At 67.4% G+C, this 26,827-nt stretch carries 35 protein-coding genes and 4 pseudogenes; 22 read left to right on the top strand and 17 right to left on the bottom strand.

Features of this window, described 5'->3' with window-relative positions:
• The 3 genes from AB0412_RS33510 to AB0412_RS33500 all read left to right on the top strand — a co-directional run.
• On the top strand, positions 1 to 198 hold a 198-nt coding region (locus AB0412_RS33510), incomplete at its 5' end, for a hypothetical protein (RefSeq protein WP_366406372.1).
• Entirely contained in the window at positions 111 to 485 is a 375-nt protein-coding gene (locus AB0412_RS33505; RefSeq protein ID WP_366406369.1) for a protein kinase, read from the top strand. The genes AB0412_RS33510 and AB0412_RS33505, both read left to right, overlap by 88 nt.
• A gap of 521 nt (positions 486 to 1,006) precedes the next feature.
• On the top strand, positions 1,007 to 1,261 hold the full coding sequence (locus tag AB0412_RS33500; protein ID WP_366406363.1) for a hypothetical protein: 255 nt from the start codon (positions 1,007 to 1,009) through the stop codon (positions 1,259 to 1,261).
• 581 nt (positions 1,262 to 1,842) lie between these two features.
• Here the strand turns inward: AB0412_RS33500 and AB0412_RS33495 are convergent.
• The 7 genes from AB0412_RS33495 to AB0412_RS33465 all read right to left on the bottom strand — a co-directional run bounded on the left by AB0412_RS33495 (position 1,843) and on the right by AB0412_RS33465 (position 5,570).
• Positions 1,843 to 2,457, bottom strand: coding sequence for a GPP34 family phosphoprotein (locus tag AB0412_RS33495; protein ID WP_366406362.1), 615 nt, complete (start codon positions 2,455 to 2,457; stop codon positions 1,843 to 1,845).
• Between the two features lie 133 nt (positions 2,458 to 2,590).
• Positions 2,591 to 3,013 carry a hypothetical protein gene (locus tag AB0412_RS33490; protein WP_366406361.1) on the bottom strand — a complete coding sequence of 141 codons (423 nt, stop codon included), beginning with the start codon at positions 3,011 to 3,013 and terminating at the stop codon, positions 2,591 to 2,593.
• A complete protein-coding gene (locus AB0412_RS33485; RefSeq protein ID WP_366406371.1) occupies positions 2,905 to 3,384 on the bottom strand; it encodes a hypothetical protein in 480 nt (159 codons plus the stop codon). Before AB0412_RS33485 ends, AB0412_RS33490 begins: the two co-directional genes overlap by 109 nt.
• Positions 3,381 to 3,671, bottom strand: a complete 291-nt coding sequence (locus AB0412_RS33480) for a DUF6510 family protein (protein ID WP_366406360.1) — start codon at positions 3,669 to 3,671, stop codon at positions 3,381 to 3,383. The genes AB0412_RS33485 and AB0412_RS33480 overlap by 4 nt, the downstream gene beginning before the upstream one ends.
• A 10-nt stretch (positions 3,672 to 3,681) precedes the next feature.
• Entirely contained in the window at positions 3,682 to 4,401 is a 720-nt protein-coding gene (locus tag AB0412_RS33475; RefSeq protein ID WP_366406359.1) for an FAD-binding oxidoreductase, read from the bottom strand.
• 10 nt (positions 4,402 to 4,411) lie between these two features.
• Positions 4,412 to 5,005, bottom strand: a complete 594-nt coding sequence (locus AB0412_RS33470) for a molybdopterin-dependent oxidoreductase (RefSeq protein WP_366406358.1) — start codon at positions 5,003 to 5,005, stop codon at positions 4,412 to 4,414.
• A 301-nt stretch (positions 5,006 to 5,306) separates the two neighbouring features.
• Positions 5,307 to 5,570, bottom strand: coding sequence for a hypothetical protein (locus AB0412_RS33465; RefSeq protein WP_366406357.1), 264 nt, complete (start codon positions 5,568 to 5,570; stop codon positions 5,307 to 5,309).
• Between the two features lie 947 nt (positions 5,571 to 6,517).
• Here AB0412_RS33465 and AB0412_RS33460 point away from each other — a divergent pair.
• Both AB0412_RS33460 and AB0412_RS33455 read left to right on the top strand, forming a co-directional pair.
• A complete protein-coding gene (locus AB0412_RS33460; RefSeq protein ID WP_366406356.1) occupies positions 6,518 to 7,459 on the top strand; it encodes an ADP-ribosylglycohydrolase family protein in 942 nt (313 codons plus the stop codon).
• A gap of 7 nt (positions 7,460 to 7,466) precedes the next feature.
• Positions 7,467 to 7,913, top strand: a complete 447-nt coding sequence (locus AB0412_RS33455; RefSeq protein ID WP_366406355.1) for an ATP-dependent DNA ligase — start codon at positions 7,467 to 7,469, stop codon at positions 7,911 to 7,913.
• Positions 7,914 to 8,385: 472 nt separating this feature from the next.
• Here AB0412_RS33455 and AB0412_RS33450 read toward each other — a convergent pair whose 3' ends face one another.
• Positions 8,386 to 8,568 (bottom strand): hypothetical protein, encoded by a 183-nt coding sequence (locus AB0412_RS33450; RefSeq protein ID WP_366406354.1) that lies wholly within the window; start codon positions 8,566 to 8,568, stop codon positions 8,386 to 8,388.
• Positions 8,569 to 8,630: 62 nt separating this feature from the next.
• Here AB0412_RS33450 and AB0412_RS33445 point away from each other — a divergent pair, with 62 nt between their 5' ends.
• From AB0412_RS33445 to AB0412_RS33430, 4 genes are all read left to right on the top strand, one after another.
• Entirely contained in the window at positions 8,631 to 8,918 is a 288-nt protein-coding gene (locus tag AB0412_RS33445; RefSeq protein ID WP_366406353.1) for a tyrosine-type recombinase/integrase, read from the top strand.
• Positions 8,915 to 9,241: a helix-turn-helix transcriptional regulator gene (locus AB0412_RS33440; protein WP_366406352.1), complete on the top strand. Its 327-nt coding sequence runs from the start codon at positions 8,915 to 8,917 to the stop codon at positions 9,239 to 9,241. Before AB0412_RS33445 ends, AB0412_RS33440 begins: the two co-directional genes overlap by 4 nt.
• A 786-nt stretch (positions 9,242 to 10,027) precedes the next feature.
• Entirely contained in the window at positions 10,028 to 10,129 is a 102-nt protein-coding gene (locus AB0412_RS33435) for a DUF4259 domain-containing protein (RefSeq protein WP_366406351.1), read from the top strand.
• A complete protein-coding gene (locus AB0412_RS33430) occupies positions 10,126 to 10,548 on the top strand; it encodes a DUF4259 domain-containing protein (RefSeq protein ID WP_366406350.1) in 423 nt (140 codons plus the stop codon). The genes AB0412_RS33435 and AB0412_RS33430 overlap by 4 nt, the downstream gene beginning before the upstream one ends.
• 609 nt (positions 10,549 to 11,157) lie before the next feature.
• Here the strand turns inward: AB0412_RS33430 and AB0412_RS33425 are convergent.
• Positions 11,158 to 12,126, bottom strand: coding sequence for an alpha/beta fold hydrolase (locus AB0412_RS33425; protein WP_366406349.1), 969 nt, complete (start codon positions 12,124 to 12,126; stop codon positions 11,158 to 11,160).
• Between the two features lie 891 nt (positions 12,127 to 13,017).
• On the opposite strand from AB0412_RS33425, the pseudogene AB0412_RS33420 reads away from it, so the two are divergent.
• Positions 13,018 to 13,206 (top strand): annotated as a pseudogene (locus AB0412_RS33420) (ATP-binding protein); the annotation flags it as partial.
• 19 nt (positions 13,207 to 13,225) lie between these two features.
• On the opposite strand, the gene AB0412_RS33415 reads toward AB0412_RS33420, so the two are convergent.
• Positions 13,226 to 13,933: a 2-phosphosulfolactate phosphatase gene (locus tag AB0412_RS33415; protein WP_366406348.1), complete on the bottom strand. Its 708-nt coding sequence runs from the start codon at positions 13,931 to 13,933 to the stop codon at positions 13,226 to 13,228.
• Between AB0412_RS33415 and AB0412_RS33410 the strand changes: the two genes are divergently transcribed.
• From AB0412_RS33410 to AB0412_RS33390, 5 genes are all read left to right on the top strand, one after another.
• Positions 13,932 to 14,099, top strand: coding sequence for an NUDIX hydrolase (locus tag AB0412_RS33410; protein WP_366406368.1), 168 nt, complete (start codon positions 13,932 to 13,934; stop codon positions 14,097 to 14,099). The two genes, AB0412_RS33415 and AB0412_RS33410, sit on opposite strands and share 2 nt — an antisense overlap.
• A 10-nt stretch (positions 14,100 to 14,109) precedes the next feature.
• Entirely contained in the window at positions 14,110 to 14,319 is a 210-nt protein-coding gene (locus AB0412_RS33405; RefSeq protein WP_366406347.1) for a hypothetical protein, read from the top strand.
• A gap of 242 nt (positions 14,320 to 14,561) precedes the next feature.
• Positions 14,562 to 14,987 (top strand): HAD-IA family hydrolase, encoded by a 426-nt coding sequence (locus tag AB0412_RS33400; protein WP_366406346.1) that lies wholly within the window; start codon positions 14,562 to 14,564, stop codon positions 14,985 to 14,987.
• 75 nt (positions 14,988 to 15,062) lie between these two features.
• Positions 15,063 to 15,305, top strand: a complete 243-nt coding sequence (locus AB0412_RS33395) for a hypothetical protein (RefSeq protein WP_366406370.1) — start codon at positions 15,063 to 15,065, stop codon at positions 15,303 to 15,305.
• Positions 15,262 to 15,624, top strand: a complete 363-nt coding sequence (locus AB0412_RS33390; RefSeq protein ID WP_366406345.1) for a tyrosine-type recombinase/integrase — start codon at positions 15,262 to 15,264, stop codon at positions 15,622 to 15,624. The genes AB0412_RS33395 and AB0412_RS33390 overlap by 44 nt, the downstream gene beginning before the upstream one ends.
• Here AB0412_RS33390 and AB0412_RS33385 read toward each other — a convergent pair.
• On the bottom strand, positions 15,573 to 16,361 hold the full coding sequence (locus tag AB0412_RS33385; protein ID WP_366406344.1) for a hypothetical protein: 789 nt from the start codon (positions 16,359 to 16,361) through the stop codon (positions 15,573 to 15,575). The genes AB0412_RS33390 and AB0412_RS33385 overlap by 52 nt on opposite strands.
• 668 nt (positions 16,362 to 17,029) lie before the next feature.
• Between AB0412_RS33385 and AB0412_RS33380 the strand changes: the two genes are divergently transcribed.
• Positions 17,030 to 17,770, top strand: a complete 741-nt coding sequence (locus AB0412_RS33380) for a site-specific integrase (protein ID WP_366406343.1) — start codon at positions 17,030 to 17,032, stop codon at positions 17,768 to 17,770.
• A gap of 74 nt (positions 17,771 to 17,844) precedes the next feature.
• Positions 17,845 to 18,057 carry a hypothetical protein gene (locus AB0412_RS33375; protein WP_366406342.1) on the top strand — a complete coding sequence of 71 codons (213 nt, stop codon included), beginning with the start codon at positions 17,845 to 17,847 and terminating at the stop codon, positions 18,055 to 18,057.
• Here AB0412_RS33375 and AB0412_RS33370 read toward each other — a convergent pair.
• The 4 genes and pseudogenes from AB0412_RS33370 to AB0412_RS33355 form a co-directional block, all read right to left on the bottom strand.
• A pseudogene (locus AB0412_RS33370) lies at positions 18,037 to 18,367 on the bottom strand (IS982 family transposase); the annotation flags it as partial. The gene AB0412_RS33375 and the pseudogene AB0412_RS33370 sit on opposite strands and share 21 nt — an antisense overlap.
• Positions 18,368 to 18,403: 36 nt before the next feature.
• Positions 18,404 to 19,391: pseudogene (locus tag AB0412_RS33365) on the bottom strand (DNA polymerase III subunit alpha); the annotation flags it as partial.
• Positions 19,392 to 19,869: 478 nt separating this feature from the next.
• Positions 19,870 to 20,343 carry a hypothetical protein gene (locus AB0412_RS33360; RefSeq protein ID WP_366406341.1) on the bottom strand — a complete coding sequence of 158 codons (474 nt, stop codon included), beginning with the start codon at positions 20,341 to 20,343 and terminating at the stop codon, positions 19,870 to 19,872.
• Positions 20,344 to 20,405: 62 nt separating this feature from the next.
• Positions 20,406 to 21,104 (bottom strand): hypothetical protein, encoded by a 699-nt coding sequence (locus tag AB0412_RS33355; protein WP_366406340.1) that lies wholly within the window; start codon positions 21,102 to 21,104, stop codon positions 20,406 to 20,408.
• Between the two features lie 722 nt (positions 21,105 to 21,826).
• Here AB0412_RS33355 and AB0412_RS33350 point away from each other — a divergent pair.
• Positions 21,827 to 22,045, top strand: a complete 219-nt coding sequence (locus AB0412_RS33350; RefSeq protein ID WP_366406339.1) for a hypothetical protein — start codon at positions 21,827 to 21,829, stop codon at positions 22,043 to 22,045.
• Between the two features lie 167 nt (positions 22,046 to 22,212).
• Here the strand turns inward: AB0412_RS33350 and AB0412_RS33345 are convergent.
• Positions 22,213 to 22,645: pseudogene (locus AB0412_RS33345) on the bottom strand (restriction endonuclease); the annotation flags it as partial.
• Positions 22,646 to 23,376: 731 nt separating this feature from the next.
• Positions 23,377 to 24,210 carry a tryptophan synthase subunit alpha gene (locus AB0412_RS33340; RefSeq protein WP_366406338.1) on the bottom strand — a complete coding sequence of 278 codons (834 nt, stop codon included), beginning with the start codon at positions 24,208 to 24,210 and terminating at the stop codon, positions 23,377 to 23,379.
• Between the two features lie 429 nt (positions 24,211 to 24,639).
• Here AB0412_RS33340 and AB0412_RS33335 point away from each other — a divergent pair, with 429 nt between their 5' ends.
• From AB0412_RS33335 to AB0412_RS33320, 4 genes are all read left to right on the top strand, one after another.
• Complete coding sequence (locus AB0412_RS33335) at positions 24,640 to 25,095, top strand: helix-turn-helix domain-containing protein (RefSeq protein WP_366406337.1); 456 nt, start codon at positions 24,640 to 24,642, stop codon at positions 25,093 to 25,095.
• A 150-nt stretch (positions 25,096 to 25,245) separates the two neighbouring features.
• Complete coding sequence (locus AB0412_RS33330; protein ID WP_366406336.1) at positions 25,246 to 25,695, top strand: hypothetical protein; 450 nt, start codon at positions 25,246 to 25,248, stop codon at positions 25,693 to 25,695.
• The gene (locus tag AB0412_RS33325) at positions 25,695 to 26,486 is read left to right on the top strand and encodes an MAB_1171c family putative transporter (protein ID WP_366406335.1); all 792 of its coding nucleotides are present in this window, start codon (positions 25,695 to 25,697) and stop codon (positions 26,484 to 26,486) included. Before AB0412_RS33330 ends, AB0412_RS33325 begins: the two co-directional genes overlap by 1 nt.
• A complete protein-coding gene (locus tag AB0412_RS33320) occupies positions 26,467 to 26,814 on the top strand; it encodes a DUF6545 domain-containing protein (protein WP_366406334.1) in 348 nt (115 codons plus the stop codon). The genes AB0412_RS33325 and AB0412_RS33320 overlap by 20 nt, the downstream gene beginning before the upstream one ends.
• Positions 26,815 to 26,827: the final 13 nt, after the last annotated feature.

Below are 26,827 nucleotides of genomic sequence, written 5' to 3'. Positions count from 1 at the left end.
AGACGTCAGACATCTCGATCAACAGCCCGGGGGCCTCGCTCGTTGCGCCTCACAAGTCATCACCTGATCGATGGCCAACTCGAAGAAGCTCACTGGACGCCGCGCATTCAGTGGGATTGGTCCACCGAGACGTCAAACCCGGCAACATCCTTCTCTCCGGCGCAGACCAGCCAGTTCCTGCGCGCCATGTCTACCTGACGGACTTCGGCTTGACCAAACGGTCAGCAAGTCTGACCGGCTTCACAACCACCGGCCATTTCCTCGGAACGATCGCGTACGTCGCGCCGGAACAGATCGCCGGCCGCGCCGCCACGGACGGACAGACATCTACTCGCTGGGATGCGTCATGTTCCAGGCGCTTACCGGCCAGGTGCCCTTCGCCCGCGACGACGACGCCGCCACCCTTTGGGCCCACATGTCCGCAGCCAAGCCGAAAGTGTCCGATTACCGTGATGACCTTCCCCAAGGCGTGGACACGGTACTGAATCGCGCGATGGCATCCGACCCGGAGGAACGCCCGAGGGGTTCGCCGCCCCGGAACTGTTCGGGCCCCCCATGAGGCCACGGCATCCTGCGATATCTACGGCATCGGCAGAGTCATCGCCTGGGCCCTCACCGGCACACTGCCGGAGACCAACCTGCCGCTGCTGCCTCCTCCCGGCCCGTGGCGCCCCGTCGTGCGCGCGGCCACCCACCCGGATCCGCAACGCCGCCCCCAGACCGTCAGCGACCTCCTCAGCCTGATCGACCGCGAACACGCGGTCATCCCCGAAGACCCCCTCCCGGCTGCCCAGGCATTGTCCGAGCCGCCGGCACCGGCGACTCGGCAGCCGTCGACGCTCTGCTGACCCTGATCGGTGACCACCCCGAGGACTACGAACTTCACACCGGCCTGCTCACCCGTCTCGACCCGCAGCAGGCCGGACCGGCCCTCGCACAGGACCCCGCCCGGGCCCGCCCCCTCCTGCACGCCCTGGCAGAGCATGTACACGGCGACACCCACACAGTGCAGTTCGGCGAGGCCGCAGAGGTCGTGGTCTGGCTACACAGCATCTGCGCATACGCCGTCCGCCACGGTAATTGGGACCTGCTGGAAGAAGCCGCCCACACCATGTGCACCTGGGACCGGTGGAGCGCCCAGGACAAGATCACGCCCTGGCTGCGCACCCTGAAGGACCAGGCCGCCCTGGTCATCGCCGCCGTCCTGCGCGATCACCCGGGGGTGGGCGGACGTACGCTCGCGGCGAGGCGGCGCCGGTGACCCTGCAGGACCAGTCAGGCATGGTGGCTCCCGGCCTCGGAGTGGCCGGGCACAGACAGAAAGAAGGCCCTCGCTGGCCCGGGGACGGTGGGCGTCGGCGCCTTCGGTCCGTCGGTCATCGTAACGGTTACCGACGGTCGAGGGTTCCGGCCTGTCGGCGTCCGTCGGCACGGCCAGTCAGGAACAATCTGCGCTGGAGCCCGTCCGCGCTCCTCGACGACCTCCTCCACGACGGCGGAGCACGCGCCGACGGCTGGAGTGCACGCGACATCGACACCGCCCTGTAACTGGACCGGCGGCGGCCCGCCCCGGCCGGGACCGGATTTGTGGTACTGGCCACGCAGGTGGGTGGGGAGCGAACGCTGAGCTGGCTCTCCCGCTCACGCCGCCTCTCAACCGCGACCATGAACGCCGCCTGGACTACCATGCCCAGATGGTGTGTGGGCCGCTGTGATCAGGCTGTCGAGGCGCCTGGCCGCAGACGCTCCGCGCTGGCCGGAGAAGCGTCCCGGCCGACTGCCCCGGGCACGGGCATGAACCGTCCGTCCTACGCCCGCACCAGCCAGCCCCGCATGCTGTCGTCAGTCGCCTCGCCAGACGTTGTCGAAGGCCGCCTGCTCGATGGCCCGCCGTTGCCGTACAGCCTCCAGTTCCCTCACCGCGTCATGGACCGCGGCGAGGACGGTCTCCGCCGCGTCGCCGGCCCCGCTCGGGGCGTCTCGGGTCTCCTGGTTGCCGCCGATCCCGGCGGCCATCGCAAGGGCGGTGAGCACGGGCTCCTGGGAGGCCCAGCGGTCCCTCACCCGGTGGCGATCGGGCGAGTCGACTGGCATCAGCCGACCGGTCCGGAAAGGCGTCCACGTCCAGCGGCGACGCTGCCGCGTGAGTAGCCCTTCCGCCTCGAGAGATGCCAGATAGGTCGAGGCCAGGCTGCGGCCTCGGCGCCACAGCCAGGCGGCGATCGACTCGTATGGTGCTTCTCGGACGATCGACGCCGCAGCCTGGTCCAGCAGGGGATCGGACAGGGCCGTCCCGTGGCCCGGCATGACCTGGATGCCGTCCAGCCTGATGGTCCCGGCGGCCAGCAGGTCGATCAACTCGGCTCCCGCCAGCGCAAGCGACAGGTCGCCTTGCTCCAGAGGGCGGCTGGGCTCCACGTCCACGGCGATGATCATCAAGTCGCGGGGTGTGGTCATAGCGGCTCCCTGTCAGGGACGTCGGCAATCGCCCGCAAGTTCACCGAGTCGATCGCGCAGCGCTTCCGGTCCGGTTCTCCTGCGCGCAGCTCGTCCAGCACCGCGCGGTGCCGAGCAGCCGTACAACTGCAGGCTAACGACAATCCACCCAAACATGTGATCGTGGACCGGTTTCTGGCGAAGCGACCCGAAGCCCGCCCTCGTTGTCCTCGTGCGTCATCGTTCCTGCCGCCCGTCGGTGCCGACTTTGCCGGCCGGGCGCTCCCGGGCGATTTGGGCACGGAACTCGGCGTCCTCTTTGCGCACCGTCAGGGCTTCCGGCGAGCACGGCATCGATGTCGGGTTCGGGGATCACGACCGCGCCGGAGTCGTCGGCGAAGACGTACTGTCCGGGAAGCACGCCCACCCCCGCGACCCCAACCGGCACGTTCGCTCGGTATGGCGTGATCACGTCGCCACCCCATCGCACGGCCGCCCCGGAACAGCAGGCCGCGAACGGGTAGGTGCGCAGCTCATCGAAGTCACGCAGCCGTGCATCGGTGAGGACACCGGCCATGTGGTAATGCGCCAACAGGGCAAGCTTGGTACGCCGCCGACGGAGGTGTCGCGACAGCCGTTACTCGCCAGCACCAGCACCGTGCCCCCGGCATCGTCGGCGTCGACACCCACCGCCTGCCGGAACAGGGCGCCGAAGTTGTGGGACTCGGGTTTCACCATCGCCGAGCAGGAGGGGAAGTAGGAGATCGTGGCTGCCGGCCCGAACAGGACACGGCCTGGCGTCGGTGTGACGAGGTCGAGTATGTGCGCGTGGTGCCGGTCGATCCGGCCGAGGGCGTCGACGAGATCCGCACATCTCAGCAACCGGACTGCCTGAGCACGTCGCTCGACCACCGCCTCGCGATCGTCATATGGCGGGGCGGGGGTCACGGCAGCTCCAGGGTACGGATCGACATCAGGGTGAGCTGAAGCCGGTGGGATCGGTCGACGAGCAGCGCCTCGCATGCCGAGCACGCTGGACAACGCACCACCATGCCGGGACAGCGCAGGTAGACCCGGGTCTCGGCAACGCGGTGCCGATCGCCGCACTCGGCGCACTCCAGGACGATCGTGGTTGCCTCGCGGCCCAGAACCAGCGATATCGCCCCGGCGACGGCGTTGCCGTCCACGTGACTGTCCTCCGGATGCGCCGAGAGAAGGTCTTCCTCTGCGTTCACTTCGGGGCTCCTATCCGAACCTCTCTGTCCTCAACAGGTCAGCGGCCAGGCCAGCGCCGATCAATGCGCGGGCAGTTTCCTCCACGAATGCGGTCGGGCCGCACACGTAAGCCCTTAGCCGAGGCTCGCGAACGCCCCCGGAACCGAGCAGCGCGCTCAGCTGATCCGCGCTCACTCGGCCGTACTCGAATCCCGACGCCCGTTCCCGGGTCAGGTGAACGGTGGTCTCCGGCCCATCGGGACTGCTCAGCTCGTCGCCGAAGATGACCCGGTCGGCGGTGCGCGCGGAGTACACCAGTCTCACGGGGGTGCCGTGAGCGCGGGCGGCACGCCAGATCGCGCGCATCGGCGCGATGCCGGAGCCGCCGGCCACCAGGAGCAGCGGTGCGTCGTCGTCGGGCTGCCAGACGAAGTAGCCCCCCACCGGCCCCCTGACCTCCAGGGCATCACCGTCGGTGGCGATGTCGACCAGGTAGGGGGACACCTCGCCGTCGTCCTCGCGTTCCACGGTGATCTGCGGCGCCTCGCCAGGCGCGGAGGACAGCGAATAGCTGCGGGTGGCCTGGTACCCGTCCTCGGCGGTCAGCCGGATGTCGATGTGCTGGCCGGCCACATGACCCGGCCAGTCGGCGGCGGTGAACCGGATGCTGCGCGCCGAGGCGGTTTCACGCGTTGTACCGGCGACGGTGACGGGTCGCCAGCCTTGAACAGGTCGCAGTCGCGGTGGCATGGCTGATCGGTCAGTCCCCGTAGTAGCGCTGCTCGAGGAACGGGTCACCGCGGTGGTGATAGCCGGCGTTCTCCCAAAATCCCAGCTCGTCCTCGGGCATCACGCGGATCCCGCGCAGCCACTTGGCGGACTTCCACAGATACAGATGCGGCACCAGCAGCCGGACCGGCCCGCCGTGCTCGGCGGGGATGGGACCGCCCTCGTAGCCCACCGCGACGATCGCGTCGCGGTTCACCAGATCCTCCACCAAGAGATTCGTGGTGTAGCCGCCGTAGGAGGACACCAGCGCGTAGGGCTCGTCGGCCACCCCTGCGTCCTCCAGCACAGCCGCCACCGGAACACCCTGCCAGGTCGTCCTCAGCTTGGACCAGTGCGTGACACAGTGGATGTCGGTCGTCAGGTCCACGACGCCCAGACCGCGCAGCGATTCCCACGCGTAGGTCCTCTCCGCAGTCCCGTCGGCGACCACCAGCTCCCACGCCCGGGTCGGTACATGCTGCGTTGGACCCGCCGTGAGCACCGGGAAGTCGTCGGTGACGTACTGCCCCGGGGGCACCACGCCTTCCGCACGTCGAGGACGGCCCGTGAATCCGCGCGTGACCATGAATCGCTCACCACCCTTCGCGTCGGAAGCATAACCAAGCGTGACTCTTCGCGCCTCGCCACCGTCGTCGGCCCGTAAGCATCGACCGTGGCGTTCTCGTTGCTGACAGCGGCGCAGATGCGGATCGCGGCCAGGCACGCACCCTCGGCCACCCAGACATCGCAGACCGCCTTAACCAGCGGTGGCCAAAGTGGTCGGGCTGGCGTACATCGCGGGGCCTGTGGCGCGTAACCCGGGCGGGTGGCAGCACGGCAACCCTCGTGCCGCAGCGGCAGGCAGCCGCCAGGCCGCTGCGTGATATCTAGGCGATCGGCGCACAGCTCCGCACTGCGTCGCGCACGACGTCAGCGACGACTGCTGGGCGCAGGAGCATCACCACATCTGACGCCCCTTCGGCGACGCTGACTTTCGGCCCCATCCGGTCGTATGAGAAGCGATGAACATCTGGATGGATCACGCCGTCGGCCGTCGGCAGGACCGCCCACGACGGGCGTGTCCGCCAAGCCGGGGCTGGCGCTTCCTCACCGAACGCAGCTTCGGAGAGCGGGCGCTGGGAGATCGTCATGAACGCCGCCTCCGCGTCTGGGAGAGGCACAGAACGCCTCGTGAAACGCGCTGGGCTCGATCGTGAACTCGGTGCCGCCATCCGGCAGCGAAGAGGGCTTGATGTACGGTCCGACGATCGACGCGCCGGTTCGGCATGGCGTTCCACAGCGCGGCAACTGCCACGCAGGCTCACCGTCGGTGCGCTCTTCCTCAACTCTGGCCTGTCGAAACACAACGCGGACCAAGCCACCGCTCAGCAACTCCAGCAGTTCGCCAACGCCACCTACACCTTCCTGGGCAAGCTCGACGCCCAGAAGATCACCCGGCTGCTCTCCACCGGGGAGATCACCGTTGCCACCGCACTTCTCCTGCCGGTCATCCCTGCCACTGTCGCCGGGGCGAAACGCGCCGGTCGCACATCACCGCCCGTGTGGCGGACCACCGCTACCACTCTCGCCGACGTAGGCACCGTACCCGCCCGACACCACAGACCTCGCCGAGGCCGGGCGACAATTTCCGATCAAGATCATGTTCGAATTCCAAGCCCGCTGATCGGTATGCATACGACCTCTTACCTGTCCCAGCGCCGATGTCGAGGGCGGTCCAAACCGGGTGACCCGCGGCGGCCAGGCGCGAGCAGATGTGTCATGAGCACCTCAAAGTCTGGAGGAGGACGGCTACCCGCCCAGCTCGCCCGCTACCGCGGCGAGCAGGTCCTGCTCCGTTCGCGGCACGTCACGGCCATGACGGCCGCGTTCCCGGAGATCCGGGCCGCGGCCGTCGCGCAGCTGCTCAGCGACACGGGTCTGGATGGGGTTATGTGGCCTGTGCGGGTGTCTCAGACCCACGGTGTCTTCTCAGGTGGCGCCCTTCTGTAGACGAGAGGCGTTCGCCGCCGATGGTTCAGGGAGCCGAAGAAGGAACAGGGCCGTCCGGCCGTCAGCGCGGCACAGATAACCTGCGCGAATGGAGCGGATTCAGCGGGCCGCTGGCGCGGTCGTCGGCTCAGCGGTGGGTGACGCCCTGGGCGGCCCCTTCGAGTTCGGTCCCCAAGGAGCGTTCTCCGCGCGGTTTCCCGTGCCTGGTGCCGGTGGCGAGATGTGCGGAGGCGGTGGCTGGGACCCCGGCGAGGCCACTGACGACACGCAGATGGCCGTCCTGGTCGCAGAGTCGCTGCTGGAGCGGGGCGAACTGGATCTGCCGGACATCTTCGCCCGCTTCCAGCGGTGGGCAGCATCAGACCCCAAGGACATCGGCCTGCAGACCGAAGACGTCCTGACCAACGGCATGCCCTGGGACCTCGCCGCCGCGATCCATTTCCAGGTCAACCAGCGCGCAGCGGGAAACGGCTCCTTGATGCGGGCATCGACCTCTGCGGTCCACTTCGCGGCCGCCGGCCAAGAAGCCGCCATGGACGCGGCCCGCCGCATCGCTGCCCTCACTCACGGGGATCGCGCGGCCTGGGAAGGAACCGCGATCTTCCACGAACTCATCCGCGTCACGTTCGAGGACACCGACCCCCTCACCGCGCTCCCGGACATCCTGACTCTCGTCCACCCCGACCACCGCAGCCGCTACGCCACGGTCCTCTCGCCCAACTGGCACCCCGATCAGGCGACCGAGTTCAACGGTGCCGTCTGGCCCTGCCTGGGCTCCGCCGTCTGGGCCCTGCGCACTACCACCAGCTTCGAAGACGCGATACGCGCGGCAATCGATCTCGGCGGCGACACAGACACCGTCGCCGCGGTCACCGGAGGCCTCGCGGGGGCGTGTTACGGGCTGAACGCCATCCCCGCCCGCTGGACGCAGCCGCTTCATGTCCCCCTCCCAGGCTTCGATGGACGGGTGTTGCACCTGGCAGACCTGCTCCACCTCGCATACGGCCTCCTGGAAGTGGGCGGTCGATGAGACAGACGTGGCAGCACACCTAAACGGTGAGCTGGTGGTGTGGGAGGAGGGGAAGCTGGCGTTCGAGCGGCTGCAGCAGCGTCTGGTCCGCCGCGGCGCCGGCGCCGCCCGGGCCGCTGCCGAGTGGCCCGCGCACTTCGTCGTCTTCGACCTTCTCCACCTGGGCGGCACGGATCTGACCTCCTGGCCCTACATCCCGCGCCGGGCGGCCCTGGAGGAACTGTTCGCCGACGCGAAGCTGTCCGCGCCGCTCACGCTGTGCCCGTCCACCACCGACCCGGACACCGCCCGCCAGTGGCTGAACTGGACGGCGGCCGGGCTGGAAGGCCTGTGCTTCAAGCGGCTCAACGACCGTTACCGCCCCGGCGCCCGCGCCTGGGGGAAGTACAAGAAACGCGATGAATTGCAGTTGATGCAACATCCTGCGGCTCGCCGGAAACGCCGTTTCCGCTGATCATTCCCCCAACTCCCTTGCCATGGCCGCGTCACAGCGGAGCCGCGACCAGGACGGTAGCGATAGGTTCGAGGTTCACGGGGCTGTACCCGTGGCAATGGACTCCAGCGGACGGCGAAGCGTTCATCGTGCACCTGCGTGGCGGCGCCAATCCGATTCGTATGTCGACGGCGCGGACGTACGAGGTGACGATCACCTTGTTCGTGGAGTACCTGCTGGACCGCTGGTACGGATGGGTGGACACCTGCCGGGAGCGGTTCGGGCAGGCACCTCAGGTTGTCTTTCACGAGGCCAACTCGGTGGTGCACACGCTGGAGTACGAGGGCGACCCGCGGCGTCGGCCGCTGACCTACGACGAGGTCCAGGCCCTTTTCGACGCGGCCGATGCCCGACCGGCCCAGATCCGCGGACACGGGCGGAGGGGGACGCTGACCGCGCTGCGTGACACCGCGGTGCTGAAGGCGATCTACGCCTATGGAACCCGGCGCACCGAGTCCTCCATGGTCGACCTGGTGGACTTACGACGGCATCGGAAGAGCCCGCAGTTCGGGCAGTTCGGCTCGCTGGCGGTGCGGTACGGGAAGTCGTCCAAGGGGGCGCCACCGAAGCGGCGGACCGTGCTGCTGGTGCCGGAGATGGACTGGGTGGTCGACATCCTGGCGAGTGGGTGCATGAGGTGCGTCCCGGCTGGCGCCGGGCCGGCATCCGGCATTGTGGGTGACCGAGCGGGCCGGGCGGATGTCGCCGCGCTCGATCAACGAAGCCTTCACCACAGCTCGGGACGCGGCCGGTCTGGATGGAGCCCTCGATCTGCACTGTCTGCGCCACAGCTACATCACGCACCTGACGGAGTTTGGCTACCCCGCGCGGTTCGTGCAGGAGCAGGTCGGCCACTCCCACGGCTCGACGACAGCCATCTACATGGGTGTCTCCGACGAGTACCGCAACCACCTGCTGGAGGCTTCGCTGAAGCGCCGGCTCGGCGACGACTGGGACCTGACATGATCAAGAAAATGGGCTACGAGTGGCGGCTGCGGCAGATCATGGCCGAGCAGGAGATATTCCACACCTCGGACCTCGTGCCGCTGCTCGCGGAGCGCGGGGTGAGCCTGTCGCGTGAGCAGGTCTACCGGCTGGTGACGCAGCCCCCGCAGCGGATGAGCATGGACACCCTGGTCGCGCTGTGCGACATCTTCGGCTGTACCCCGAACGACCTCATCAAGCCGACGGTCGTCAACGCGCAGGTGAAGAAGACCGCGGGCGGCGAGGAGGCACCGCTGCCGCTGACGGAGCGCCGGACCACGATCCGGCGCCCGGGTGCGCCGTGAGGAAGTACCTGACCCCGGACCAGGTACGGCTGCGCGAGGACCTGGCCGGGGCCCGTGACCGGATCGTCGTCCTGCTGATTCTGGCCGTCGGAGAGTCCCTCGGCATGAAGCAGGCGCAGGAGTTCGTCGAGAAGGCGCGGGCATGGAGCGGTGCGAACGCCTTCCGCTTGCTGCGCTGCCTCGCGTCCAGATCCGACGCGCTGAGTGCGCCGACGCCGGACTGCCCGCCCTGCGGGGTACGGCTGATCGCCCTGCTGATCGCCGGCGGCCACGGCGAGAACGTGGGCTGGTACCCTGCGCCGACTGCGCTGCCGGCCGCACATCGTGCACGATGCGCGTTCGCCCGCCGGCGGCCACAGCGGCAGCATTTGCCGAGGCTGCCGCCATGTCCCGGGCGCGCACCTCCCCGATCCGCGATGGTCCCCGTTGCCCCCCTCGGCTCACTGTTGCGCCTCCCGCCTGGTCACCAGGCGGGAGGCGCAACACAACCTCGGCTACGCCCCCGGGCAGCCTCAAGGCCGTCATGCGGCACTGCGGACGATTGCCCCACCCTGTCCCTGCCACCCGCCCTGCCTGGACGAGGGCTGCACCAACGCCTGAAGCCGGAATCCCCCACCGAGTACGAACAACTCCGGCTCAAGACCCGTCCTGGCCGACTGCTCCGCCAGATGTTCGGACGTGCCAGCTTCGCGCTCCTCCGCAAGCGAGTCCTCCTCGCCCCATGACCGATGTCAGAGGCGCCTGGAATCCTGTCTCCATCCGAGACAGCCATACCAGGAGCCATGCATGGGAACGTGGGGAACCGGCCCGTTCGACAGCGATCTCGCCGCAGACTTCGTCGATGAGCTTGAGGGACTGAGCGTTTTCAGCAGCCACTCTGCAGGATGAACAGTTCGCAGGCGTTGACTGCGTCCTCACCTGCAGCGGGCTCGAGTCTTATGGACACGTCCGTCACCCGATCGGTGGCCACTCTGGCCATCGATGTGCTTGAGCGGGCATTCCAACGAGTCACCAGCTCAGGAGCACGCCTCGATGGCGGAGACGGCGCTGAAGCCGTTGCTGCTGGTGTCCTCATCGCCAGCACCATCCCGGACAGCCCCATCTCGATCGATCCAGATGACGGTCTGAGGGGCCCACTGCCCAAAATACCGACATCACTCCGCGCGTTGGCCAGGCTCGCACTGGACCGGGTACTACAGGACGGATCAGAAATGGCGACGGGATGGGTGGACAGTGCCGACGCCGACCAGTGGCGTCGGGAAGTGCCACGAATCCTCGAGGCACTCGAAGAACCCACTGGTCACTAATCGGGACCACCTCACGGAAAAGCGGCTCTGTCGCTGATTTGGGGGTGGCGGCTTCTTGATCATGGTGATGCGGCGTCGCAGGAGATCGAAGTTGGCGCGTTCGTACATCTGTCTCTGCAACGTGGAATCGGACGGCAGTTGCGTGCCGAACCACCGTGGCCGGGCCTCCGATGCGGACCACGGGTGAGCTGATCAAGCTGGCCTCCACGCGGGCGGAAGGTTGTGAGGCGTCCTGGCTCGGGACGTCGCACGGCGGTCGTTCTTGCCGTCGCTGCTACCCGGCTGCGGGTCCGCTGGGGCGTCGCCGTCACGCCGGTGACAGGAGACGCCGGATCATGTTTGCGGCCCTTTCACGATCATGATCGTGTGGGCGTTGGTCCTGCCTCGCACCACGGTAGGCAGCATCGCCGAGGCGTCCACCACCCGCACCCAGCTCATTCCGATCACTCCGTGCGCACGGAGCCGGGGGCGGCCCGGGTGACGCGCTGGGCCGGCGGTGAGAGCGACCCGGTGCACCTGTTCGCCTCGACCGACTCGGCTCCTCGCCCTTCAGCCGAGCGGTAACGACGCGGCAATCAGACCGTGCTCTCGGCCATTGTCGTGGGAACGTCAGTCGGCACGGCCGGCCTCGTGCAGGGAGAGGACGGCCTCCACCAGGGCGTCCGGGTTCTCCCAGTTGAGCATATGTCCGGCGTCCGGCACGGTCACCAGACGAGCGCCCGGTATCCCGGCGGTGAGGCGGCGGGCGTGGCTCGGCGGCGTACTTCGGTCCGCGGAGCCGACCATGACGACGGTGGGAACCGTGATCTCGGCCAGACGCGGATAGCGGTCCTCGCGTGCGAAGGCACGGACGATCGGCACGAGGGGGATGTGGTCCTGCCGGAGGAACACGTCGAGGAAGACGTCGATCATGGCCGGAGAGGGACGTTTTCCGCACTGGGCGGCTCCGAAGAGGGTTCCGCCGGTCCTGGTGCGGGCCAGCTGCTGAAGAAGCCCTGTCTCCAGCAGCGGGATCTGGAGCCGGTTGTGCGGCGCTCCCTCGTAGATGCGGCCCGCCCAGGTCGCGAACAGCACCAGACCGCGCAGCCGCAGGGCAGCGGCGGGATGGTCCAGCAGGGCGCGCAGGGCGACGAATCCGCCCATGGAGTGCCCGACCAGAACCCCGTCCCGTACGTCGAAGTGCTCCAGCACCGCCAGGTAGTCCCCCGCCATCGGGCGGGACCCGATACCGTCCGAACCGGACGTCGAGCCCCCGTGGCCCCGCTGGTCGAACACGATGACACGATGCCCCTTCGCCACCAGTTCAGCCTGCACCAGGTTCCACTCCAGGAGCGAGACGCCATAACCGTGGGCCAGCACCACGGGCGGCCCCTCCCCCGCCACGACGGCCCGCAACACCGTCCCATCGGGCCGGGACAGGAACACCTCCTCGCCCTCCGGCTCGCGCCGCAGCACCTCGAGAGGCACAGGATCCGGCTGACGGCGTACTCCGGCGGCCACCGCCCGCGCGGTGACAGCGGTGACAGCAGCAGCGGCGGCGACCCCGGCCGCAGCGCCCCAGACCGATATGGATCTCATGGAAGTCCCCTGCTTTTGCTTGCGAGTTCGGCCTCGAATCCTCTCACCGGCAGCATGCACTCCAGTTGTCCTCGGCCTCATCCACTCACACCGGACCGTCTGAAAACGATCTGGTGGGGCCAGGTATGACGGCCGGGCTGTCTCCTTCGTCGGCTCAAGTGTGCTTGCTTCTCCCTATTTCGGTGCCCAGCAACACAAAGTCATGCCAATCGGAGTGAACCAATTGGGAACGCGGGGAGCGTAAAGCCGAAGGACTCACCGGTGGCTGGGGCGGTGATTCCTTGACTGTGGGCGGTTCAGTGGGACGAGACGAAACCAGCTGATTGGTCGAGGTGGAGGGGTGAGCCGGCCTTCTCGGGTGTCCAGCCGGCGGCGAGAGCCGTCCGGATGCTGTCAGCCACTTGGGCGGGCAGGACCGGGCTGCCGCTTGTTCCGAACCAGTTGCCGGATGCGGCTGGCTGGTGGTGATCACCAGTGTGGTGCCGGGCATCTGGGCGTGTTCTACCGCATAGGCAAGGGGTGACATGACCAGACCCTGGTCGTAGGTCGGCCGTCCGCGAAGTCGCCACCGGTAGGTGGCGCCGTCCACGGTGAGGAGCCGCGATCCCTTCTTGACCAGTGCCATGTCCACATCCTTTCCTCTGTGACAGTAGTGAACGGCGGCTCATCGTGTCGTGCCGATTGTCGTAGGACCGTCTCAGCTTCTGCGCAGGGGAAAACGTCCCGGTTTGCTGCCGGGATGTTGGGTCGTGCGGCCTCGCGAGCGGCCAGCAGGGCGACTATCTGGCGGAAGTCGCCAAGGCCGCCAGGGCGTGGCACGACGGGGCGGTGCTGAACGCATCCGCCGGGCGGCACCCTTCGTGCACCTGTCCGGCCGCGGATCTTGTATTCCGAAATACCGCCGCCATCGCCTCCAACGCGTCGTTCGGAGGCTGGACCAAGACCTTCACCGGCCCCCGCCTCTGCGCGGCCATCGTCGACCGCCTCACCTTCAACGGCACCATCATCGAGACCGGCACCGACTCCTACCGCCTCGCCGGCACCCGAGCCCGAGCGGAGGAACCCGCCAAAGCGGGATGACCCCGATAGCGGCAGCTGGTCAGCGGGCCTCGGCCGGCTCGCCAGGCACCGCAGCAGGACGCAGCACGGTCAGAGAATCTTCCTGGCGAGCGACCATCGCGAAGGAGAACCTGTCCACCTCCAGGCACAGGTCGACATCGTCGGGATGAACACCTTGGTATCCGCGCTGTACTCCGTCGGCAAGCTCGGCGGCTGCCCGGGAAGTCCTTGCACGGTGGAGATACGGGGCCGCCTCGGCATCGCCTCCGGCGAGATGCTCACCGATGTATTCAGCGCAGGCCAGGTCCTCAGCGGCCTGGCCATCATCGCCGGTGACCACGAACGTCACCGGCCCGAAACCATCAGTCTTCAGGAACCGCGCTGTCGCGCCAGCCACTACGAAACTCGCACACAAGACCAGCGGCGCACTCGCGACGGCCAGCGCGCCGACGGTTCCAGCTGTCGTCTTTTGCACCACCGTGCGACCAGCGAGATCGAACGACCTGACCAGACCGGGTGAGTTCAACGTGTCGAAGCCCGCGGCCGGAGCACCGTCCTTCAGCGCCAGCCAACCTGAACGACTCTCCTTCAGGGCCAGTGCCTCACCGTCGGACGAGGCCAGAACGATCTTCTCGGCACCACGCGAGAACGCCCAGGCAGCCACGGTGAAGGCCCGCATCACGTCGACGACGACCGCGACGCGCGGAAGGTCAGTCAGCTCCGGGATACCGACGAAACGATGATCCATCTCGCCATTCTCGCCAGGCCCGCATCGTTCATGGGAGGACGGGGAAGACCACGCCACGGCAACGCTCCGCGAGCTGAGCGAAGAACTCGGTATCGACGAGAAGGTGGTCGGACTGGGGGGCGCAGCTCGCGGAGCGCAGCAAGGTCCACCTCGTTGGCGGCCGTGAGGTACGCCAGGTGGAGAAGTACTTCCTCACTCGAGTCTCCGCAGCCGACGTCGACCTGGCCCGGGCATCGCAGCCCGACAAAATCCGCGAACACCGCTGGTGGACCCTTGCCGAACTGCGGGCCACGGCCGAGACCGTCTACCCGCTCGGTCTCGTCGACCTGCTCACCGGCGTCCTCGCACATGGTGCACCCATGCGCCCCGTCGTCCTGGCCGGATGAACCTTCCCCGCACCGCGCGGGACAGCAGACTGCGGGCATGGCTCAGCACCGCCCGCCCCACCCTCCGATGCCGTATGCCGCCGTACTCTGCGATGTCGACGGCGTCTTGCGGCGCTGGTCCGCTGACAACGAGATCGCCTCACGGGCTACCCGCCGGCGCACTCGCGGCCGCAGCCTTCGCCCCGGCCCGCATCCGCCCCGCCATCACCGGAGAGATCACTGACGAACAGTGGAGATCCTCCGTGGCGGCGGACCTCGCCAACAGCTGCGGCTCCAAGGAGCGGGCCCGCGCCGCCGTAGCCGCTTGGAGCGAACTCCTCCCGCTCGTTGATCAGGAACTTGTGGACCTGCTCACCCGCGTCCGCGATGTCGCCTCCGTGGCCCTGGTCTCCAACGGAACCACGCGACTGGAGCAGGACCTCGCCCGCCAGGGAATAGACAGCCTTGCCCACACCGTGGTGAACACCGCCCGCATCGGCGTGGCGAAACCCGACCCCCGCGTCTACCGCATCGCTGCCGAACGCGTCGGGGCCACGGCTGAGCGCTGCCTGTTCATCGACGACACCGAAGCCAACGTCACCGCAGCCCGCGATGCAGGAATGGCAGGCCTCCACTACCGCGACCTCGACGATCTACGCATGACGCTCGCGCAGCTGCTCGACTGGTAGCCCGCGTACGGCTTTCTGCCCCGCTGCGCCGGGCCGGGCCAGCGGCCTCGGCCCAGCGGCTCACCGTCCGAGCAGTTGATGTACGAGCGCTACGACGACTGCACCTACCCCGATCGCCACGCCCAACTCCGGGTGATGGAAGGCCGTGTAGACCGTGAGCGCCCCCATCAGGGCGCCGGCGGCTCCGGCCCGCGGGATCGGGAAGCCTTTCTCTTCGAAGAGGGCCGCGCGCTCTTGTGGTGGTACGTCGAAGAGGTGCGGGGCGAGTTCCCCGATGATCCCTGCGAGCCGCGGGCGCCGCTATTTTTTTCCTCCTAGGCTGGCGAAGTCGTCGGCCGGCATCGACGGATTGCTCGCCCCGCCGGTGGTGCCCGACACGTTCCGGCGAGCGCTGAAGATGGCCTCGCGCGAGTACCTGCGAGGCCCGGTCAGCGAGCTCTTTCCATATCTTCTGCGGCACGCCTGCGCGACCCACAACTATGAGGCGGGGATGCCGTTGTGGGACGTGCAGGTCTTGCTCGGCCACGTTTGGGCATCCACCACGGGCACCGGTGGGAACGGAACGCGAAGTACGTCAGAAGTACGTCAGCCGAGCTTGTCGAGCTGGGCGTCGACGACGTCCGCCGGGACGTCGTAGTCCTTGCCCGTGAACATGGCGGAGAGGTTGACGGCGCTGAAGGAAGCGAGCGTGGCGCCCTTGCGGACCACGACGACCTTCAGGGGCGCATTGACGTCCTTTCCGGTCGGCACGCCGAGGGTGAAGGCGACTGCCTCGTCGCCGCCGTCGGGGGCGGTGGTTGTGGTGACTTCGGCGATCGGCGTCTGCTCGCCGGCCGCGGTCGCCGTGAAGCCGCCGGCGCACTGCTCGGCGGCCTTCTTCAGCGCCGCCAGCGCCTGCTCGGCGCCGCCGTCCTGGTAGGAGGCGAGGTTCAGCATCATCTTGTTCACGTCGACGTTGGTCATGTCCTGGCCGTCCGGGCCCGAGCCCTCGGACTGTGTCTCCGTCTGGCCCGTCCAGGAGCGCTTCACGCTCGCCGCCGGCTCGGCCTGGGCGATCCCGAGCTGGGCATGGATGAGCGGCAGACAGGTCTCGTTGTCCGCCGAGACCTGGTCCTTCGCGACGTCGTCCTTCGCCGGGATCTTGTCGGTGACCTTGCCGGTCTTGACGTCCGCCTGCGCCAGCGCGACCTTCTCCAACTCGGCCGAGGTGAGCGCCTTGGCCGCCGGTGCGGCGGCGGCGGTGCTCGAGTCGGCCTTGCCCTTGCTGTCGTCGGCCGTGCCCCCGTCGCCGGAGCCGCCACAGGCGGTGACGAGAAGAGCGAGCGAGGCTGCCGAGGCGGCGAGCGCGGTACTACGGACGGAGATGGTTCTCACGTGGGAACTCTTTCTTCGAAGGCGCGGCGAGGCCCGCAACACATGCGCGACTGTAGACACAGCCGCCTCACAGACGTTCACCGATCAACTATCCGATATCTGTCCGTGACAGCTACGTGATCTTCCTGTTCCGTGTGCCGATTCAGTGGCTCAACTCGCCTGCTTCGTCCGTGACCTGAGATCCCCATGTCCGAAAGCGCGATCCGCAACCCTTGTCCATTCGTGGGGGCACGACATGGCCCCAGGGGGCTCCGGCTACTCCTCGGAGTGGGTGGGCGAGGCCGGGCTGAACCTCGACCGGGCTACTGCATCACCATGGTGCGCGGAGTGGAGCCGCGCATGGTCCTGCGTCAGATAGGTGTCAGCGAGGCAGCCATCCGTACGGCGCCCTGGCCCGGCTGGTGGCCCACGTGGCGGTGGTGACGTCGTACACAGCCGCGTGGAGTACGGCTAGTGCAGCGGTGGGGAAGTGCCGAGTACCGCGGTTGGTCATGTCCCTTTCTGGCCACACAATTTTGGTCAGCAAGCTTTGGCTCGTGATCGCGCTTTGGGCGGAGGCCGGAAGGACCAGTCTTCTTCAACGGCAGCATCCGAACCCTGCGCATCGTGACCGGGCACCTCGGCGCCGAGGTCCCATCCAGGAGAGCGACATCCGGGCCCTGGCCTCCATGAGAGCCGACCTCCAGGGCGCCCACGTCATCAACTACCTCCGCCTACGCGGCCTGCTCGCCGCGCAACCGCCCACCGACCCCTGCAACGCCCGCGCCCGGCAGCACGCCACCGCCATCGCCCGCCCGGCCTTCTCCACCGCGGTGCACACCTTCATCGACGTACTCCTCGGCCAAGGCGGCACCTCCAGCCGGGCCCGCAGCCCCACGACCGTCGAGAACTACGTGGGCGCCATCCTGGGCACCCTCGAAGCGTGGATCGCCGACGGGCTCACCGATCCCCGCGAGATCACTCGGAAGCACGTCGAGGACGTCCTGGACCCGCTCCGCGGCGACCAGGCCCGCCGTCTGCACACCGCACTGCGCTCCTTCTTCAGGGCACTCAAACGCGAACGCCTCGTCTTGCGAGACCCGGCCCGCAGCGTCTCCCTCACCAGCAGCCGATCCGTGCCGACCGCGCTGCCCTCCGACCGCCTCGACGACCCCCGCGACCGCCTCATGGTCGCCCTCGTCGCCATCTACGCCCTCCTCCCCGGACAACTCCGGCGAACCGACCTCGACCGCAGCAAGGGACGCCTGCACGTGCGTCGGCCGATACGCATGGACCACGTCATCTACCTCGACACCTTCATCCTGCGCCTGGCGACAGCATGGGAACTCCAGAGCCACCGTCGCTGGCCCGACAGCGCCAACCTGCCGTCAAACTCTCGGTTGACTGCGAGCGGCTCATTACCTGCCTAAAGGAGAAGACCACCTTCGCCCAGCCTCCATCGGCGGAATCGACACTGGTGAGACGGGAACGGGCGGACGGCGAGGTGGAGTACGTCGCGCTGAGTCGGCTGTCGACCCAGCTGATGGAGCTCTGCAACGGCAGGCGATCCGTGCGTGAGATCTCGGAGATGTTCGCCCTTTCCCTTCCCGACACGGGCGGAATCGACCCGGTCAAGGCAAGCGTCTTCGGTCTCGAGACGCTGCGCCGACAAGGGCTGCTTGGAGCGTTCAACTCCTCAGAGGTTCCCGCACTCTGAGTGGTCGTAGGCGATCAGGGATCGTTTGATCTTGGCGCTGGTGTTCCAGTTGTGCCAGATGCCTGCGGCGAGGACGAGAAGGCGTTGTCCGGTGCGGACGAAGACTTCGACCAGGGTTCTGTGGCCGTTTTGTTCGAGGCTGAGCTGGCCCTTGAGAGTGTCGATTACGGCCTCGATCCAACGGCGGACACGGGCGATCTTCTCGTGCCGGACCGGTTCGTCCTTGCTGTCGCCACACGAGGTGGCAGCAGAGGGCGTCGGTGACGAAGGCCTCTCCGGCGAAGCTCTTGTCGGTCAGGATCACCGGCCCGGACGAGGCGGTGGTCACGTTCAAGCAGCGCGGCCATCACATCACGCTCCATGCGAGCGAACCCACGCCAAACTCAAAGCGAAAGGGACGCATTACCGCCGGTTCCCAGGCAGAGTCCTCCGAGATTCGGCGAACTCGTCGGTTTCGGTCGGCGTACGGGTGCAGGCGGGCCCCGGCGGTGCCGTCGGCGAGCGTGCGCTGCGGGGCGGACGGCTGAGCGGGGGTGGGGGCCTGGCTGGTGCGGCCGAGCAGGTCGAGGGCGGCCTGGGGGCCGTGGTCGCGGCGGGCGGCGGCGACCGAGTCCAGGTCCCAGGCCATCTCGCCAACGACTGTGCGGCGCGGACCGCGGGCCTCCACCTGGCCGCGTACCAGAAGGAGCTCGGAGTGGAAACGGTGTGCGCAACGTGCTCGTGAAAGTCCTCGAAGGAGGCGATGTCGAGGAGTCCGGATCCGTCCTCCAGGGTGCAGAAGATGATCCGCTTGCCGGACGGGATGGGCGGGGTCTGGGTGGAGGCCCGCACTCCGGCGACGAGGACACCTTCTGTCCGGGCACCATGCCGCACAGGTGTGCGGCGTCGGTCGCGCCGAGCTCGCACAGCAACCGGTGGTGGTGCTCCATCAGATGCTGGCTCACGTCGCTGGAAGGGGTTTCGAGTTCGGCCCCGAGCTTGTCGCGGCTGGTCATTTCCGGCAGCCCGCTCGGTCCGGCGGTCACCAGCTCGCCGTCCAGCGGCAGCTGCCCATCGGTGGCGGTGCGGTTGCGGGACTGCCAGTGCAGTTCGGTGGCCTGCAGCAGCAGATCCCGCCGGGTCAGGCCCGGGGAGAGTGCGTCGACGGCGACCGATACGGATCAGGCTCTGGGCGAGCGGGAGGGAGGGGCGGGCGCGCAGCCACAGATCCTTTAGCCCGGTGTAGGGCTGGCCGGCCACCAGGCGGGCGGTTTCCGCCTCGCTGATGCCCTTGATCGTGGAGAACGCCAGACGCACCCCCAGCCGTGCCCGGTCTTCTCCACACTGTGCTGCACCGAGCAGCAGCGCGATACGTACTTCGCCCTACTCGAGCCTCATGAGAACACCGGCTGATACCTGCTTCGTCCACGGGTGAGGGGGCCGAAGCAAATGCCAGTGGCTCCGGCCCCCCTGCCGCGTGACTCTAGCCTCCAGGCATCCGCCGACGGATCGACGGGCGGTGGAGGCGGGGCGGACGCCGCTCGCCGTCTCGCCCGCAGCTTCCGGGCGCGGGGAGCACTGAGCGGCGGCCGCCGGTTCGGCGACGTCACTCCATCGTCGCCGCGTTGGCGTGCCGGACCAGGGCTTACGGAGGCGCGGGCGCGAGTAGCTACCTCACACCCTCACAGCTCTCCCCGTTTCCCTGGGAAAAGGGGCTGTGAGACTGAAGAGCGGGCCCTGTCGCCCCACCCATGCGAAGGCCCGGGCACCACACCACGGTTGGTGCCCGGACCTACCAACCTCCGCATCCACGAAGGCAAACAATCATCCCCGCTACATCTTCTGCTCACCGGACACGATCGCGAGCTTCCACTTCACGTCGGCCCCGTCGATGCGAACGGCCAGCTTCTGGACGGCGATGTCGGTGTACACGCGTCCGACGGTGATCGGACCGTTGCAGCCGATCTTGCTGGGCTCATCCTTCGCGTCGTCGCGGTCAGCGATGCTCATCTTGCCCTTGCCTGAGCACGTGGCGTAAACGGTGTACACGTCGGTCAGCGGCTTGAAGGCAGGCAAGTCAGCGGTGCCCGTTCCCTGGGTGACAGGTACAAGGATCTTCGCACGCTTCGGCAGGGCGAACTCCGGCTGCTTGGACCCATCCGGTTCGGCGTCAGCGCTGCTGCTGGGATGGGCGCTGGAGGAAGAACGCGCGTTCGGGACAGCGGGTTTCTCTTGGCCGGCGCCAGAACAGGCGGTGGCGACCAACAGGACCAGCAGAGCGCCGGGCACTGCTGTATAGCGACCCATAGGACACTCCTCAGAGAGAGCGCGCCCCGACCCACGGCCGGGACGCGTTGCGGAACGATCGGCTACTTGATGACCCAGCCCTCACGGTAGGGCGCCCAGACCGTCATGTTCTTCTTCTGGCCGATCTCACAGTTGCTGTACCGGTAGGCCGTGTAGCCGGCGACGTTCTCCTTCATGATCCCGTAGTCGCCGTACACTGTGGACTTGGGCTTGACCTTGCCGCCGGCCTCGATGCCAAGTTCCGACGTCCAGGACTTCTCCGCGTTGGCGTTCACGTCGGCCTTGATCTTGCCGAGCCACATAACCTTGAATTCGGAACTGATGGTGACGGAAGAGCCGATTTTCGTCGTTCCGGACTTCTTGGATGTGAACTTGAAGTCGATCGTGTAGGACTTGTCGTTCTTGACGTACGTCGCGTACTTCACCGACATCGTGTTCTTCTTGTTCTTTGTGATGTGTGCGAAATACTTGCCATGACCGCAATAGTCAGCCATCGGCGTCTTGGGCTCGGCCGGAAGGTCGGGACCATCCACCTCGCCTGGGATCGGCAGGTCTTCTTCCAACGGCGTCTCGCTGTCGACGCCTGTTGCTGCTTCTTCTTGAGGTGCAGCCTTCGGGGCTTCCGTCACTGTCCCCGGCACGACTTCAGCTCCGTTGGCAGTGAGCGGCGCACCTACGCCGCCGGGCGAGTCCGCCGCGAAAGCGGGTACTGAGCTCCCCGCAACCAGAAGTACGGCGGCGACGCCGGCGGCAGTCGTCATTCTCGACACGTGCGTGTCCCCCTGTTTCTTTTTCCGGCCACCCTATGGAGGGGCCAGCGGTCAGGGTTGATTAGATCATGCACATGAAGAGTCACCCTAAGTATCTGAGCAAGACCTGAGCCTGGCTCCAGCGATTGGAGCGCCCTGCGTGCCCGTCCGAGTGATCACGATAGGTGTCCAACTGCCCGCTTTGCGCTGGCAGTTGACGCCGTATCGGTCAGCCGATCACGGGCTGAGAGCATCAACGAAGGCAGGCATGAGGCCGCGGATTCGGTCCGCGGGTACATCACCACCTAGTGCCTGGACGGCGAGGTAGGTTCTAGGCGTGGCGGCCGCGCCGGAGAGGGTTCTCAGGAGGTTCAGGCCCTGTCGTGCGGTGTCGCCGACCCGTGGGTCAGTGCTGAGTTCCGCGAAGCTTTGGGCGAGGTCGTCGGCCGGGGTGGTGGTCATGATGCGGTAGACGTCGCCGGCGTCTTTGTTGCTGAGCCGAATCGGGCCGTTTCGCGGGGTCCTTGATGCGTTCTGCTTTGGCGACGAGCAGGGCAGCGGGTCCGGCGACGTAGGCGCCGATCTGTCGGGGGTCACCGGGGGTGAGGCTGGTTGACCGTCATGATGGAGCGGTCCACGGCAGCAACTTCGAGGCCGGCGACTTTCTTGGTTGCCCATTCGTTCTGGGGCGGTAGTTCTGTACGCCGCTTGGTGTTGGGGCGCGGTGCCAGCTGATGAGGCACAAGCAAATCAACCTGCACCGGGACGGTGAGGGCGCCGACCTGCTGGTGCCTATCCCACAGACCGGACTGGTTGTCTCTGAGAGTGAATCCGGCGCCGCGCATGGCCTTCTCGATGAGCGGGTCTTCGCCCAGACGCTGCGGATCGATGCTGATGTCACCGTCGGCGGTGTAGGGACGCCGCGGATGGTGGCGTTCTGGGTGCGGAAGTAGACGGGCCTGGGCGAAACCACGACAGTCGTGGCGTCACGGTGGTTGAGTTCGTCCTCGTCGACGCCGGCTGGTGTGGTGGTATCGGGCTCCTTGCCGACTCTGGGGTGCCAGGGCCAGGTTGTAAGCGGCCTGAGCTGGCCCATCGCTACCGTCGGCCCACGCCGCAGTCAGGCAGAGGGGCGCCGCCTGGTGCCGCCACCGCTGCCGTTCAGCGGGATCAGCGTCTCCAGGTGGGCTCCTTTGACCCAGGCGCCCAGCAGGTCGCGGTGCAGGGCCACGATGTCCTGGCGCAGCGCCAGGCCCAGTGCGTCTCTTGTGAACGAGCGGCAGGTGGTCACGAACAACGCGACGTCCGCGCCGTGCTCGAGGCGGGCAGTGCCGACGAACTTCTGCATGTCCTGCGAAGACACGCTCCGGTGCGGCGCGTACTTCTTGCACTGGACGACCAGCTTGCGGCCGTCGGCCAGGTAAGCGGACGACGTCCGCGCCCAGGTCGCCGCTCTTGCCGCTGACGACGACCTTCGTGCAGCCGTCCCGCCGGCACAGCTCCGCGATGTACCTCTCGAACTCCTGCCACGGCAAGGCGTCGACGTCGGCCATCAACAACCCGGCCCCACCGTGGCAGCCGGATCGCCTCAAGCCCAGGGCGTTCGTGCGGCCACGATCGCGGCGAGCTTACTGCACTGGGTGCCTCGCGCAGGCCGGGTGCATCCAGCAGCGCACGCACTGCGCCAGCCAGCCGGACACGGGCGGCACGTCCCAATGCGAGTGGCTTGCCCGGTCCAGACCCTACGGCTGGAGCGGCGACGGCCGGCATCAACTGCAGCCAGCGCTGTGGGCTGTCGTGCATCGAAGGGCTGAGGGTGTTCGACGTGGGGGCGGTCGAGACCGATCTCGCGGTCATCGGGGCTCCGCCTGCATCACCCAGTTCGGCGTGTGTTTGCCTGGATGCCGGCCGTAAGCCCCGTACTGGCCGAGGACGTTGGCCGAGCCCCGTCACATAAGGATGCTGCCATGCCTGGGGCAAACGGTGAGCCCGGCGAGAGTCAGGCGGGTACTGCACAATGGCTCCTGTCGTTGAGGCTTCGGCCAAAACGGCGTGGGGAAGCCTCGCTAAGCGCTTCCAAGGATCAGGTCGAACAGTTCGAACGGCCGCTAACCGTTTGGAATGGCTTCTTCGGATGGCCCCGTTTTTGCCTCCGGTGGCTGATGGGACGCTCAGTCGCGATGACCGCTAATCATCGACAGGCCGAGCGTCCCAGCCCGTAACCAGGCCTCCCCGGACGCCACTTCGGGGCGACTCCGTCGCCTCCACCTCCACCCGTGGATGGTCAGTACTGAGGCGCTGGTATGAGCTGCCGGCCGCCAGGAACCGTGCGCAGAGCTGCTGCATAACGGGTAGCGCAGCGGTCGAGTCGGCTGATGTCAGCCTTCTGCCCAGCGGCGGGTTGCAGGGCTTGGCGAAAGGCGGAGTCGATGATGACGCCGTCCACGCCGAACGCGGTGGCCGCCGCCAGTTCGGGGGTGGTGATGCCAGCCCCTGTACATATGGGGGCAGCCGTCATGTGCCTGACGTCTCTGGTGCGCTCGTGGAGATCGGCGAGATCGACCACGCCGGCGGTCCTCGCTGGATCGGCCGCCGTGGGCAGGTAGACCCATCCGGTCGAGACCGTAGCTGCGTTGGCCAATTGGCCGCGGGCGGCGAGGAAACTGGTGGCCAGCCGATACGAAGTGGCGGCCCTGAGCCATCTGGCAGCGGCCATTCCGGTGGGCGGCAGATCGGGCAGGACCACGCCGACCGCTCCAGCTGCGACGAGTTCGGCGGCCGTGTTCCTGGCGCCGGCTCGCTCGATGGGTTCCCAGCTGGATGCCAGCACTATCGGGATGCTGATCGACGCGGACACCTCGTGCAGGATTTCCATTGCGGCCGCAAGTGCGGTCTGGGGTGCCTGGTCGTGTTGGTGGCGGAGAGCTGGGTCCTCCGGCAGGCCGACGGTGAGCACGTCGGCGTGCCAGCTGAGCGTGCACAGTGCAGTGATGCTGTCTTCGATGGTGGGATAGCAGGCCGGGAGGTGCCCTATCAGTGCGGCTCGGCCGGCTTTCCTCGCCCGCGCGAATGTCGCGCTCAGCCGGTCCACTGGAGCCGCGGTTGGCGCGTTCATCATGCCGTTCACCTGGTGGGCTTGCCGGTCCAGGATGGGTCTATGGCGGCTGGGCGAGGTGGTTGGCTGTGGCTACCGGGCCACAGCAGCGAGGTTGCGGAATGGGCATGGCATCGTGCAGCGGCGTTGCTCGAGCTCGGCACGTGCATCGTGCGGTCCTTCCCCTGGGACGCCTGCTGGCTTTCGTGCGGCGGGGCTGGTTCATTGCCCCTCGGGAGCCCCCGCTGGTCAGGCGGAGGTGCGCCAGTGCGGGCCTGCCATCGATCGACTCACGTCGATCCTGGTCACCCTCTCTACTTTTTTCTCAGTTGAAACCGATGCGCCCCGTACCGTAGCCGAGGAGGTTGACGCTGTTCAACCAGCTTGGAGAGTATGGCCATTGCACGTGTTTCACACAGGTGGAAATGTCGTTCCCGTGGCGAGGTAGGTGCCGTGTCAGAGAGCTCAGGCCGCAGCCTTGCCGACAAGCTCAACAACCTCTTCGCCTCCGTCAGGCCGGCCCCGGACCGCGAGTACAGCAATGAGCACGTCGCGGCCGCCATCAGAGCGACAGGCGTCTCCATCTCCCAGAGCTACATCTGGCAGCTCCGCAAGAGCAGGAAGACCAACCCGACCCTCAGGCATCTGCAGGCGCTGAGCGAGTTCTTCGGCGTCCCCACGGCCTACTTTGTCGACGACGCGACGACGGACCGGGTCTCTGAGCAACTGAGCGCTCTCGCTGCCGAACAGGCTCGCCTGCAGGAGGCGTCCGAGGGCTGCGACGCCAAGCTGATGGCCATGCGGGCCGGACAGTTGTCCGACGAGCACCGCAAGCAGGTCATGGACCTGCTGGATGTCGTCTACCGACTGGAGCAGGCAGAACGCGCCAGCCCGCAAGAGGACGATTGACCGAATCCCCCCTGGCCGCCGTTCGCTGATCACTATTGGATGAATGGTCATTGACGGTCGGTGATCAGTAGGCGGAGCCATCTCGTGAACGAGCGTGCGCTGAGGAGAAGCTGCAAGCGTCTACTGCAGTCTCTGGGGATCAGGCCACCCTTGCGTGTCGACGAGCTCTGCAGGCTTCTCGGCGAGCACCGTGGCCGCCCTATACGCCTGATGCCCTATCCGCTACCCGTGCCCGGACCGTTCGGCCTGTGGATCGCATCCCGCACAGTCGACTACATCTTCTACCAGCAGGAAACGAGTCGAACTCACCAGGACCACATCATCCTTCACGAAGTCGGCCATATCCTGGCTGACCACCGCAGTGATGAGACGGACACCGGGGACTGGCAGCCTCTCGTGCCGGACATCTCTCCGGACTCCATCAGGCGCGCCCTGCGGAGGACGTCGTACGACGCCGAGCACGAACGCGAAGCCGAACTGGTCGCGACCATCATTCTCGAGTGGGCATCGGTGTTGGACCGGATCACGCCTCCTCCACTCGAGAACCGTTCAGCGCGCCGCGTCCAGACCGCGCTGAGTGACCGGCAGGGGTGGCTGTAGTGCTGTCCGTCCTGCTCGGCATCGTGCTGTGCGTAGCGCTCGCATGGAAGCTGCGCCAGTTCCTCAAGGACCCCGCCGACAAGCTACTCAGGGCGGTCCTCCTGTGCATCGTGTGCGCAGCGCTGTCGTTCCCCTTCGGCACTGCGGGCGGCGCCCGGGTGGTCGACGGCCTCGCTGGCGAAGGTACCGCCAAGTTCCTGCAGAACTTCGCACTGCTTCTGACCGTCTACTTCCTGCAGTGCTTCTTCATCTACGCGGCTTCGCATGCGCAGTCGGGGCCCGATCACGCGCGGAAAAAGCTGGTGCCGCTGAGCACCACCGTGCTCGTCATGGCCGCCGCGATGCCGACGCCCAGGAACGAGCGGGACCACACCTACGCCACGGCGGATATGCAGGTCACCGGAGTCGCCGTCTTCTATCTGGCGGCAGGCCTGTACCTGACCTATGCCCTCGCCGTGGCGCTGCGCTGGGCTGTGGAGTATGCCCGTGCCTCACGTCGCCCGTTGGCGATCGGGCTCTGGATGGTGGTCGCTTCCCTGGCCACGATGGTGGCGGCAGCAGCGGTCCGCGAAGCCTTCTCCGTGTCACGCTGGCTCGGCATCGAGGTGCCTCATCCGCTGATCATGACTGCCAAGTTGCTGCTGGACCTCGCGATCCCCCTGTTCGTCCTCGGAATCCTCTACCCCGCAGCGATGACCCGGTGGGCTCGCCTCCGCCTCTGGTGGGCACCACTTGCAGGTGTATCGGCGCTTGGAGCCGCTGTGGAAGGCAATGCACCAGGCCTTTCCTGAAGACTCCCTGCGCCGAACCCACCCCGGCACCTGGTTCGACGCCATAAGCCCCAGAGCCGTGCACCGCCGCTACTACCGGCGCGTCATCGAATGCCGCGACGGCCTGGTCCGGATCAGCCCCTTCCTGGTCCAGCACGTCCCCGATGGCAGTCAGGACGGCAGTCACGCCGTCTCCCCCGAAACGGCGGCACGCCACCTGCGAGCGGCACTCAACGCCTACACCCTGGACCAACCCGCTCCCGCCCAGGCGCTGCCCATCGCGGTACCTGACGGCGGCGATCTGGAAGCCGACGTCCGTGAACTCGTACTGCTCTCCGACGCCCTATAGGCGCAGCGCCGAA

Source organism: Streptomyces sp. NPDC052012 (assembly GCF_040689265.1).
In the GTDB taxonomy this organism is placed as follows: domain Bacteria; phylum Actinomycetota; class Actinomycetes; order Streptomycetales; family Streptomycetaceae; genus Streptomyces.
This window is presented reverse-complemented; position numbering and strand designations above follow the sequence as displayed.